This window comes from Pseudomonas sp. IB20 (assembly GCF_009707325.1).
Lineage (GTDB): Bacteria > Pseudomonadota > Gammaproteobacteria > Pseudomonadales > Pseudomonadaceae > Aquipseudomonas.
In genome coordinates, this window is record NZ_CP046103.1 from 4107887 (window position 1) to 4119765 (window position 11879).

At 58.7% G+C, this 11879-nt stretch carries 9 protein-coding genes and 1 pseudogene; 4 read left to right on the top strand and 6 right to left on the bottom strand.

What is annotated here, in order from left to right:
* Positions 1–7: 7 nt before the first annotated feature.
* The gene (argJ, locus tag GJU48_RS19165) at positions 8–1225 is read right to left on the bottom strand and encodes a bifunctional glutamate N-acetyltransferase/amino-acid acetyltransferase ArgJ (RefSeq protein WP_094952423.1); all 1218 of its coding nucleotides are present in this window, start codon (positions 1223–1225) and stop codon (positions 8–10) included.
* Positions 1226–1349: 124 nt separating this feature from the next.
* Positions 1350–4085: a preprotein translocase subunit SecA gene (gene secA / locus GJU48_RS19170; protein ID WP_094952422.1), complete on the bottom strand. Its 2736-nt coding sequence runs from the start codon at positions 4083–4085 to the stop codon at positions 1350–1352.
* A gap of 304 nt (positions 4086–4389) precedes the next feature.
* Between secA and GJU48_RS19175 the strand changes: the two genes are divergently transcribed.
* Entirely contained in the window at positions 4390–4845 is a 456-nt protein-coding gene (locus GJU48_RS19175; RefSeq protein ID WP_094952421.1) for a DUF721 domain-containing protein, read from the top strand.
* A 4-nt stretch (positions 4846–4849) separates the two neighbouring features.
* Here GJU48_RS19175 and GJU48_RS19180 read toward each other — a convergent pair whose 3' ends face one another.
* The gene (locus GJU48_RS19180; RefSeq protein WP_094952420.1) at positions 4850–6328 is read right to left on the bottom strand and encodes a helicase HerA-like domain-containing protein; all 1479 of its coding nucleotides are present in this window, start codon (positions 6326–6328) and stop codon (positions 4850–4852) included.
* Positions 6329–6550: 222 nt separating this feature from the next.
* Between GJU48_RS19180 and GJU48_RS25775 the strand changes: the two are divergent.
* Together GJU48_RS25775 and GJU48_RS25780 are read left to right on the top strand one after the other, a co-directional pair.
* Positions 6551–7585 (top strand): annotated as a pseudogene (locus GJU48_RS25775) (HAMP domain-containing protein); the annotation flags it as partial.
* Between the two features lie 93 nt (positions 7586–7678).
* Positions 7679–8443, top strand: a complete 765-nt coding sequence (locus GJU48_RS25780) for a methyl-accepting chemotaxis protein (RefSeq protein ID WP_371917702.1) — start codon at positions 7679–7681, stop codon at positions 8441–8443.
* A 34-nt stretch (positions 8444–8477) separates the two neighbouring features.
* Here the strand turns inward: GJU48_RS25780 and GJU48_RS24970 are convergent, their stop codons facing one another.
* Complete coding sequence (locus GJU48_RS24970; RefSeq protein WP_176462980.1) at positions 8478–8648, bottom strand: hypothetical protein; 171 nt, start codon at positions 8646–8648, stop codon at positions 8478–8480.
* Positions 8649–8738: 90 nt separating this feature from the next.
* Positions 8739–9587 (bottom strand): formyltetrahydrofolate deformylase, encoded by an 849-nt coding sequence (gene purU / locus GJU48_RS19190; protein ID WP_019821236.1) that lies wholly within the window; start codon positions 9585–9587, stop codon positions 8739–8741.
* Between the two features lie 348 nt (positions 9588–9935).
* On the opposite strand from purU, the gene mvaT reads away from it, so the two are divergent.
* On the top strand, positions 9936–10310 hold the full coding sequence (gene mvaT / locus GJU48_RS19195) for a histone-like nucleoid-structuring protein MvaT (RefSeq protein WP_005790963.1): 375 nt from the start codon (positions 9936–9938) through the stop codon (positions 10308–10310).
* 90 nt (positions 10311–10400) lie between these two features.
* Here mvaT and sbcB read toward each other — a convergent pair whose 3' ends face one another.
* Complete coding sequence (gene sbcB, locus GJU48_RS19200; protein ID WP_094952418.1) at positions 10401–11828, bottom strand: exodeoxyribonuclease I; 1428 nt, start codon at positions 11826–11828, stop codon at positions 10401–10403.
* Positions 11829–11879 lie beyond the last annotated feature (51 nt).

Here is an 11879-nt window from a genome sequence, read left to right on the forward strand (position 1 = left end):
TTGGCTGTCAGGTGCGGTATTCCGCATTGATCTTCACGTACTCGTGGGACAGGTCAGTGGTCCAGATGGTTTCGCTGCACTCACCGCGACCCAACTCAATACGGATGGTGATTTCTTCTTGCTGCATCACCGCCGAGCCCTGGGCTTCGGTATAGGTTTCGGCGCGGGCGCCACGGCTGGCAATGCACACGTCGCCGAGGAACACATCGATCTTGCTCACGTCCAGGTCCGGCACGCCGGCACGGCCTACCGCGGCGAGGATACGACCCCAGTTCGGGTCGGAGGCAAACAGTGCAGTCTTGATCAGCGGCGAATGCGCCACGGTGTAGCCCACATCCAGGCATTCCTGGTGATTGCCGCCGCCGTTGACTTCAACCGTGACGAACTTGGTGGCGCCCTCGCCGTCACGCACGATGGCCTGGGCCACGTCCATGCACACCTCGAACACCGCCTGTTTCAGCGCCGCAAACAGCGGGCCTTCGGTGGACGTGATTTCCGGCAGGTTGGCCTGGCCGGTCGCGATCAGCATGCAGCAGTCGTTGGTCGAGGTATCGCCATCGATGGTGATGCGGTTGAACGACTTGTTGGCGCCGTCCAGCATCAGGCGTTGCAGCACGTCACGGGAGACTTTGGCGTCGGTGGCGATGTAGCCAAGCATGGTGGCCATATTCGGGCGAATCATGCCCGCGCCTTTGCTGATGCCGGTGACGGTGACCGTCACGCCGTCGTGCACAAACTGACGGCTCGCGCCTTTTGGCAGGGTGTCGGTGGTCATGATGCCGGTGGCCGCAGCCGCCCAGTTATCCACAGACAGGTCATCCAGTGCGGCTTGCAGGGCGCCTTCGATTTTTTCCACCGGCAACGGCTCACCGATCACGCCGGTGGAGTACGGCAGCACTTGGCTGGCGTCCACGCCAGTAAGCGCAGCCAGCTTGGCGCAGGTGCGCGCGGCGGCCACCAGGCCTGGCTCGCCGGTGCCGGCGTTGGCGTTGCCGGTGTTGGTCAACAAGTAGCGAATCGGCCCGGCCACGCGTTGCTTGGCCAGGATTACCGGCGCCGCGCAGAACGCGTTAAGGGTGAACACACCGGCGACGGTCGAGCCTTCGGCACAGCGCATCACCACCACATCCTTGCGCCCCGGGCGCTTGATGCCGGCCGAAGCGATACCGAGTTCAAAACCGGCAACCGGGTGCAATGTGGGCAAAGGACCAAGACCAACAGCCATGAATGCGCTCCTTAAAAATAGGTGATGTCTGTGCCGTCGCTATCGACGGTGGGAATTAATGGCAAAACGCCGCGACGGCTGATGCCGGTCGCGGCGCGGGGTGTTGCAGCGTCAGGCAAAAATCTTAGTTGATTTCGCCGTGGCAGTGTTTGAACTTCTTGCCCGAACCGCACCAGCACAGCTCGTTACGGCCCAGCTTCTGATCATTGCGAACCGGCGCTTGAGCCAAGGCCACATCGACCTCTTCGCCCAATACTTCAGGCGCGTCCAGGCCCGGCGCTTCGTCGTGCTGGAACTGCATGCGGGCCGCCAGTGCTTCGGCTTCCTGGCGCAGGCGAGCTTCTTCCTCGATCGGGTCTTCGCGACGCACCTGAACGTGGGACAGCACGCGAATCGAATCGCGCTTGATCGAATCCAGCAGCTCTGAGAACAGCGTGAACGACTCGCGCTTGTACTCTTGCTTCGGGTTCTTCTGGGCGTAGCCACGCAGGTGGATACCATGACGCAAGTGGTCCATGGTCGACAGGTGGTCTTTCCACAAGTCGTCCAGCACGCGCAGTACGATTTGCTTCTCGAAGGTGCGCAGTGCTTCGGCACTGGCCTGCTCTTCTTTCTCGTTGTATGCGGCCAGAAGCTCGGTCATCAGCTTCTCGCGCAGCGTCTCTTCGTACAGGTGGTCGTCTTCGTCCAGCCACTGCTGAACCGGCAAGTCGACACCGAAGTCGCTCTTCAATGCCGCTTCCAGACCGGCAACATCCCACTGTTCCGGCAGGGACTGTGGCGGAATATGTGCGCTGACGGTGGCGTTGAGCACGTCCTGACGGAAATCAGCGATGGTCTCGCCAATGTTGTCGGCGGCCAGCAACGTGTTACGCATGTGATAAATCACTTTACGCTGTTCGTTGTTGACGTCATCGAACTCGAGCAGTTGCTTACGAATGTCGAAGTTGCGGCCTTCAACCTTGCGCTGGGCTTTCTCGATGGCGTTGGTCACCATGCGGTGCTCGATCGCTTCACCGGACTGCATGCCCAGGGCTTTCATGAAGTTCTTCACCCGATCAGAGGCGAAGATACGCATCAGGCTGTCTTCCAGCGACAGGTAGAAGCGGCTGGAACCGGCGTCACCCTGACGACCCGCACGACCACGCAACTGGTTGTCGATACGGCGCGATTCGTGACGCTCGGAAGCGATCACCTGCAGGCCGCCGGATTCCAGCACTGCCTGGTGGCGTTTCTGCCAGTCGGCCTTGATCTGGGCGATCTGCTCAGGGGTCGGATTGTCCAGCGAAGCCACTTCCACTTCCCAGTTACCGCCCAACAGGATGTCGGTACCACGACCGGCCATGTTGGTGGCGATGGTCAGCGCGCCTGGGCGACCGGCCTGGGCGATGATCTCGGCTTCTTTTTCGTGGAACTTGGCGTTGAGGACCTTGTGCTCGATGCCTTCCTTGTTGAGCAGGTTGGACACGTGCTCGGAAGTTTCGATGGTGGCGGTACCCACCAGGATCGGACGACCCTGGGCCATGCCGTCCTTGATGTCGTTGATGATTGCCGCGTATTTCTCTTCGGCAGTCAGGAACACCAGGTCGTTGAAGTCTTTACGCGCCAGCGGCTTGTTCGGTGGGATCACCATCACGGCCAGGCTGTAGATCTGGTGGAATTCGAACGCTTCGGTGTCGGCCGTACCGGTCATGCCGGACAGTTTGTTGTACAGACGGAAGTAGTTCTGGAAGGTGGTGGACGCCAACGTCTGGCTTTCGGCCTGGATGTTGAGCCCTTCCTTGGCTTCGATGGCCTGGTGCAGGCCTTCGGACAGACGACGACCCGGCATGGTACGACCGGTGTGTTCGTCAACCAGTACGACCTGGCCGTCCTGGACGATGTATTCAACGTTGCGGTGGAACAGCTTGTGGGCGCGCAGGCCGGCATACACGTGGGTCAACAGGCCCAGGTTGTGTGCCGAATACAGGCTTTCACCCTCGGCCAGCTCACCGATCTGGGTCAGCATGTCTTCAACGAACTGGTGACCGGCTTCGTTGAGTTCGACCTGGCGGGTCTTCTCGTCGATGGAGAAGTGACCTTCTTTGGTCACCACGCCTTCCACTTCCTCGATGTGCTGCTCCAGACGCGGGATCAACTTGTTGATCTCGGTGTACAGACGCGAGCTGTCTTCGGCCTGGCCGGAGATGATCAGCGGGGTACGGGCTTCGTCGATGAGGATGGAGTCGACTTCGTCGATCACGGCAAAGTTGAGTTCGCGCTGGAATTTCTCATCCATGCTGAACGCCATGTTGTCGCGCAAGTAGTCGAAACCGAATTCGTTGTTGGTGCCGTAGGTAATGTCGCAAGCGTAGGCGGCGCGTTTCTCTTCCGGCGGCTGGAACGGCGTTACCACGCCGACGGTCAGGCCGAGGAATTCATACAGCGGACGCATCCAGTTGGCATCCCGGCGAGCCAGGTAGTCGTTCACCGTCACAACGTGCACGCCCTTGCCGGACAATGCGTTGAGGTAAACACCCAGGGTTGCCACCAGGGTCTTGCCTTCACCGGTGCGCATTTCGGCAATCATGCCTTCATGCAAGGTCATGCCGCCGATCAACTGGACGTCGAAGTGGCGCATGCCCATGACACGCTTACCGGCTTCACGGGCGACCGCAAAGGCTTCGGGAAGCAGCTTGTCGAGGGTTTCACCTTTGGCTATGCGGGCCTTGAACTCTTCGGTCTTGGCGCGCAATTGCTCGTCCGAAAGGGCAACCATCTGCTCTTCGAAGGCATTGACCAGCTGCACCGTCTTGAGCATGCGTTTAACTTCGCGCTCATTCTTGCTTCCAAAAAGTTTCTTTAACAAAGGCGCAAACATATCGGCAGGTTCTTCCACACATAGGGATGGAGGGCGCACCGTGAGTGGCCCGAGCAGCCCTCACGGCCGCATGCGAACGCGCATTCTACCCGGAATCGTGGGTGAGGAAAGTGGCGTTGTTCCTCGATGCTGGCATGGCGCTGTGAGAGGGCTTGTTTAAAATAAGGGCTTTTGCTGGAACTTCAACCCATGGAGCGCAGAAGTTACCTATTGATTTCATGGGCAAAGCTGGCTGACGCATGGCCTGGGGGCACACAGGCGCTTTCTGCTAAGATGGCGGCTCTGTTACCTAAGGTGTCTAGACATGGCATTTCGCCCTCTTACAGCCCGCGCGCCAAGCGTGTTGCTCCGCGAAGCCAAACCGTTGAAAGCCATCTTCGGCCACGCGCAGCGCCTGGGCCGTTTGCAACGCCTTTTAGAAAGCCAGCTGCAACCTGCCGCGCGGGAACATTGCCATGTGGCGTCCTGGCGCGAAGGTAATCTTCTATTAATTGTCACCGACGGTCATTGGGCCACCCGTTTGCGTTATCAGCAAAAACGCCTGCTGCGGCAATTGATGGCATTTGACGAGTTTGCCAGATTGACCCGTATCCAGTTCAAGGTGCAGCCACCCACTGCGCCACAACGCGCAGTGGGTCACAGCATAGACCTCTCGGTAAATGCGGCCGAAACCATCCAGGCCACGGCCGACGGCATAAGCGATCCGGGCTTGCGTGCAGCACTAGAGCGGTTGGCCGCCCACGCCAAGCCCAAAGCCTGAACCGCTACTTGCGCTTGCTGCCGCCTAGCAACGAGCCCAACAACCCCCGCACCAACTGACGCCCCATCTGATTGGCGGCCTGTTGCATCGCGGATTTAAGCGCCTTGCCGGCCGCAGTGCCCAAAAACGCGCCAGCCTTGTCGGTAAAGCTCGGCTCTTCGGCGGCGGGCTTGGCCTCTTCGCTCGGCCCCAGCTCCTTACGTGCCATCAGCACTTCATAGGCTGACTCACGATCAATCGGCTTGTCATAGCGCCCTTGCAACGGCGAACTGGCGATCAGTGCGGCACGTTCGGCCTCACTGAGTGGCCCAATGCGTGATTGCGGCGGCGCTACCAGCACGCGCTGGACCACTTCCGGCGTGCCTTTTTCCTGCAAGGTGCCCACCAGCGCCTCACCCGTGCCCAGTTCAGTCAGCACCGACAACGCATCAAACGCCGGGTTGGGCCGAAAACCATCCGCCACTGCGCGCAGGGATTTCTGCTCTTTCGTGGTGAACGCCCGCAAGCCGTGCTGAATACGCAGGCCGAGTTGCGCCAGGACCGTGTCAGGCAAATCACCTGGGGATTGCGTGACAAAGTACACGCCGACGCCTTTGGAGCGAATCAAGCGCACCACTTGTTCCAAGCGATCCTGCAAAGCCTTGGGCGTGTCCGCGAACAGCAAATGCGCCTCGTCGAAGAACAGCGCCAAGAGCGGTTTGTCAGCATCACCACGCTCAGGCAACTGTTCGAACAGCTCTGCGAGCAGCCATAGCAAGAAGGTCGCGTAGACTTTCGGCGCCTCATGCACCAAGCGGCTGGCATCCAGCAGATGGATGCGCCCGCGACCGTCACTGGCGGGCTGCAAAATATCTTCAAGTTGCAGGGCCGGCTCGCCAAACAAGGCCTCGGCGCCCTGCTGCTCAAGCACGGCCAGGCGCCGTAACAGCGCCTGGCTGGAGCCGGTGGTCATCAGCGCGGCATCGTCGCCCAGCAGTTCCGGGTGATAGCGCAAGTGGTTGAGCAACGCCTTGAGATCTTTGAGGTCCAGCAGCAATAGACCTTCGCGGTCCGCGACCTTGAAGGTGGCATAGAGCGCCGACTGCTGGCTGTCGGTGAGTTCCAACAGACTGCCCAGCAATAACGGCCCCATTTCGCTGATGGTGGTGCGCAGCGGATGACCGGATTGCCCGTGAATATCCCACAGCGTTACCGGATAAGCCTTCGCCGTGTAATTAAGGAAAGGCATGCCCGCGATGCGCTCGGCCACTTTACCTTGAGGGTTGGCCGCAGCCCCCAGGCCACACAGGTCGCCCTTGATATCAGCGGCGAACACGGCCACGCCCGCCTCACTGAAGGCCTCCGCCAGGCGCTGCAACGTGACGGTTTTACCTGTGCCGGTGGCACCGGCAATCAACCCATGACGGTTGGCCAGGCGCATGGCCTGGGCGATGGGCTGGCCGTCTGGGCCGGCGCCGATAAGCAGTTGCGAGGAGTCAGGCATTTCGTCACCTTTGGTTAATCTTTAGTGCAGCCAGGTCGATACAGACAGATGTAAGACCAACAAAGTCTAAAAATAGGTCAGATAGTGCCTGTGCGCATAGTTCCTACAGGAGGGACCCACAGAGCTATCACCCGCAGTATCACACCTTTTTTGACGCAGCCATTTTGCGCATCCCACAAAGACGCGCTTCGGATATTTAGACCCTAGCGGACCCTACAAGCCATGAATAAGAACCTGCGTTTCAGCCACAAAATCCTGCTTGCAGCCTCCCTTATCGTCATCGCCGCTTTCGCACTGTTTACCCTCTATAACGACTACCTGCAACGCAATGCGATTCGCGACGACCTCAATAACTACCTGCACGAAATGGGCGATGTCACCGCCAGCAATATCCAAACCTGGCTCACCGGGCGTATCGCCTTGGTGGAAAACGCTGCACAAAACATTGCTATCAACCCTGAACCCACCGTGATTACCAACCTGCTCGAGCAGAAAACCCTGACCTCCTCGTTCATGGCCACCTACGTGGGCGACAGCAAAGGCGCCTTTACCATCCGTCCCGACACCAAGATGCCGGACGGCTTCGACCCGCGGGTTCGCCCTTGGTACAAGGGCGCCCAGAGCAGCAACGGTTCGACGCTGACCGAACCTTATATTGACGCCGCTACCGGCCAGTTGATCATCTCCGTCGCCACTCCCAGCAGCACCAAATCCGGCCAAAGCATCGGCGTGGTAGGCGGCGACCTGAGCCTGCAAACCCTGGTGGATAACATCGGCGCGCTGAACTTCGGCGGCATGGGTTATGCGTTCCTGGTCAGTGCTGACGGCAAAGTGCTGGTGCACCCGGACAAGAGCCTGGTGATGAAAACCCTGGCTGACGTCTACCCAAAAAACACACCGAAGATCACGGGTAATTTCAGCGAAGTCCAGGCCAACGGCAAGGACAACATCGTGACCTTCACACCGATCAAGGGCTTGCCGTCAGTGAACTGGTACCTGGGCATTTCGGTGGATAAAGACAAATCCTTCGCCATGCTCAGCGAATTTCGCACCTCGGCAGTGATTGCCACGATCATTGCCGTGGTAATCATCATTGCGCTGCTGGGCATGCTGATCCGTGTGCTGCTGCAACCGCTGCACGTGATGACCCGCGCCATGCAGGACATCGCCGATGGCGAGGGTGACTTGACCCGCCGCTTGACCATCCAGAACAACGACGAGTTCGGTACGCTCGGTAATGCCTTCAATCGATTCGTGGAGCGGATTCATACATCGATTCGCGAAGTGTCCTCGGCCACCGAGCAAGTAAACGAAGTCGCTTTACGCGTGGTCAGCGCCTCCAACTCGTCGATGGTGAATTCCGATGAGCAGGCCAACCGCACTAATAGCGTCGCAGCGGCCATCAACGAGCTGGGCGCTGCGGCCCAGGAAATTGCGCGTAACGCCGCACAAGCCTCCAACCAGGCCAGCGACGCGCGGCACTTGGCCGAAGACGGTCAACAGGTGGTCGATCGTAATATCAAGGCGATGACCCAACTGTCCGCGATGATCAGCGCGTCCAGCAGCAATATCGAAGCGCTGAACAGCAAGACCGTGAATATCGGGCAGATTCTGGAAGTGATCACCAGCATCTCCCAGCAAACCAACCTGCTCGCGCTTAACGCCGCCATCGAAGCAGCACGTGCCGGGGAAGCCGGGCGCGGGTTTGCGGTCGTGGCCGATGAAGTGCGCAACTTGGCGCATCGCACGCAAGAGTCGGCGCAACAAGTGCAAAAGATGATCGAGGAGTTGCAAGTCGGCGCCAGAGATTCGGTCAGCACCATGAGTGAAAGCCAGCGCCACAGCCAGGACAGCTTGGAAATCGCCAACCTGGCCGGCGAGCGCCTGAACAGCGTGACCCAGCGCATCGGCGAGATCGACGGCATGAACCAGTCCGTGGCCACCGCCACCGAGGAACAAACCTCGGTGGTGGAGTCGATCAACATGGACATCACCGAGATCAACACCCTCAACCAGGAAGGTGTGGAAAACCTGCATTCAACCCTGCGCGCCTGCACCGACCTGGAACAACAGGCGGCGCGCTTGAAACAGTTGGTAGGCAGTTTCCGGATCTGATCCGCGTGCTCGCCGTCTCACAGGGCGGCGGGCGTTATTCGTCCTTGGTCCGGGATGGGCCCTGCTCACGCTCCCACAGTTCGGCGGCGCCAGGAAACTCGGTGCCGTCCTCGGCGTCGAGGTCATCCGGGTCATATCGACTCAAACAGCCTTCCCCCAGTGTCGCCGGGGCTTTGGAGGTGGCTTTGTCGAGTGGATCGCTCATCAATCAATCCTCAATGGCAGGCAAAGAAAAAGGGCCTGGGACGATTTAACGCCCAGGCCCTTTATTCTTCAATCGTTCAAAACGCGGTTATCAGAACACCACTGTCTTGTTGCCGTGCACCAGCACGCGATCTTCCAAGTGATAACGCAGGCCGCGCGCCAGCACCATCTTCTCGACATCACGGCCGAAACGCACCATGTCTTCAATGCTGTCGCTGTGGCTGACGCGCACCACGTCCTGCTCGATGATCGGGCCGGCGTCCAGTTCCTCGGTAACGTAGTGGCAGGTTGCGCCAATCAGCTTCACGCCACGCAGGGAGGCTTGGTGGTAAGGCTTGGCACCGACGAACGATGGCAGGAAGCTATGGTGAATGTTGATCACCTTACCGGCGTACTCACGGCACAGTTCCGGCGGCAGGATTTGCATGTAGCGCGCCAGCACTACCACGTCAGCGTCGTGCTGCTTCACCAGACGGGAAACCTCGGCAAACGCCGGCTCCTTGTCCTGCGGGTTGACCGGCACATGGTAGTAAGGAATGCCATGCCACTCGACCATGCTGCGCAGGTCGTCATGGTTGGAAATGACACAGGCGATCTCGCAGTCCAGCTCATCACTGTGCCAGCGGTGCAGCAGGTCGGCCAGGCAGTGCGATTCACGGCTGGCCATCAGCACAACGCGTTTTTTCTGCTCGGTGTCGGTGATGTGCCAGGTCATCGAAAACTCTTCGGCGATCGGCGCGAACGCTTCACGAAAGGCTTCAAGACCAAAGGGCAGCGTGTCGGCACGAATTTCGTGACGCATGAAAAACCAACCGCTGAGATCGTCCGAGTGATGGCTCGCCTCGGTGATCCAGCCGTTGTGGGAGGCCAGAAAGTTACTGACTTTGGCAACGATGCCAACCCGGTCCGGGCAAGCGATCACCAGCCGAAAAGTGCGCATTAGGGGGAAACTCCAGAACTTCGCAAAGGCCGCCATTCTATCGATTACGCAGAAAAACTGCAGTATTCCTTGCACCTTATTCTGTCCCCGCGCCCTGGGTACAGCCCTTAACAGCGTAAGGTTTTACAGCCGCTATATGGCCGTAAAATGTCACCTCGGGCAGTTATCGGAAAATAAACGAGATTATCTTTAGGCATACACCTACTAATTAACTCGATTGCGTAGCTTTGCTACAAACATTCAAAGTAATTCACATAAATGCATCCTTAAATGTTTACTTGCGCAAGTGGCCTGACTATTATTGGGCCACTTACCCTGTCAATCAGCGCTCTACATAAGGTAGTCCACATGTCTCTGATCAACGAATACCGTGCCACCGAAGAAGCTATTAAAGAGCTGCAAGCCCGTTTGAAGAACCTGTCCCAAGACGACAAGCTGCAAACCGAGCTGGAATTTGAAGGCAAACTGCGCACCCTGATGGGTGAATACTCCAAATCCCTGCGCGACATCATCGCGCTGCTGGATCCAGAGTCGAAAGTTAAAGCCCCTCGTGGCGCAGTGAAAACTACCGGCACCAAGCGTGCTCGCAAGGTCAAGCAATACAAGAACCCGCACAACGGCGAAGTGATTGAAACCAAAGGTGGCAACCACAAGACTCTGAAAGAGTGGAAAGCCAAGTGGGGCGGCGACGTAGTTGAAGGCTGGGCTACCCTGCTGGGCTAAGCCTGGTCGGGCACTCGCCTGATATGCAGCACAATAAAACGCCAGCTTGCTGGCGTTTTTTTATTGTCCGAATAATCTGCAATTACCGGCCTACAGATTCAGGCGAGCGGCTAAAGAGTCGGCATATTCCTGCCATTGATCCACGACCTGGCACTGAAACGATGTGGCAGTAACAGCCAACTCTTCCCGCGCCCGTTTAAATGCCGAGAGGGTATTGGGCGCCCCCCATTCCGGCGCCGACAACCGTTGCTGGCAAAAAAGTTTCCAGCGCTGTTGCTCCTCGATGTTCAAGGTGTCCGGGAAGTTACGCGCGCGGTAGCGGAATAATAATTCCGGCAAACGATGATCATCAAAAGGCCACTGCTGATGTGCCAGATGAGCAGGCTCAGCCGCCCGGACTTGTTCACATAAACGACGGTCGCGGTCGCCAATAAAACCATCATAGAGCTGTTGCTCCGGGTCTGAACTCGGCGCAAAGTCGTCCTCGGCGTAAATGGCCGCCAACTTATCGCGCCAAACTTCCTGTGCGTCAGTTAGTCGCACCGCCCGCGCCTGACACACCTGCATATCCAACTGAAGTCGCTCACGGTCCTGAGCCCGCAGCACATTCAATGGGGCAACCACCGGGCAGCGGTTGATATGCAACAACTTGAGCGGCACTGGCAGCTCCCCTTCCGCCAGCTCATCACGGCGCGTGTAGAGGCGCCGGCGCAAAGTATCGGCGTCCAGGTCCAGCAAACCCTGCGGGTCGAGCCCAAGGTCACAGACAATCAACGCATTACGATTGCGCGGGTGCCAGGCCAGAGGCAGTACCACGCCCAAGTAATGACGCTCAGCGGAAAAGCGCCCAGAAATATGCACCATGGGTTGCAGCAGCCGCACCTGATCCATCACTCGCTGCTTGCTGCGCAGCTGAAACAGCCATTCATATAACTTGGGCTGTTTCTCACGGACCAGGCGCGCCAAGGCAATCGTGGCACGCACGTCCGACAGGGCATCGTGGGCCTGGCCATGATCAATGCCGTTGGCCTCGGTCAAGCGCTCAAGCTTGAGCGTCACGCGCCCATCCTGCTCAGGCCACTCAATACCTTCCGGGCGCAGCGCGTAGGCCGTGCGCACGACATCGATCAAATCCCAACGACTGTTACCGCCCTGCCACTCGCGGGCGTAGGGGTCAAAAAAGTTGCGGTACAGGCTGTAACGCGTCATTTCATCATCAAATCGCAGGGTGTTGTAACCGGCGCCACAGGTACCTGGCGCAGCCAACTCGGCATGCACTCGGGTCATGAAATCAGCTTCGGCCAAGCCCTTTTCCGCCAGGATACCGGGGGTGATACCGGTGATCGCGCAGGCGACCGGGTGAGGCAGGATATCGTCACTGGGCTGGCAATAAAGATTGACCGGCGGGCCGACCTCGTTGAGTTCGAGGTCGGTACGAATACCGGCGACCTGCAGCGGGCGATCGCTGCGCGGGTTAATGCCGGTGGTTTCATAGTCGTACCAGAAAATAGAGGTCACGGGCTGTTCCTGTACTGGAGGTCGACAAAGTCTAGGCGCTGCAAGGCGTCC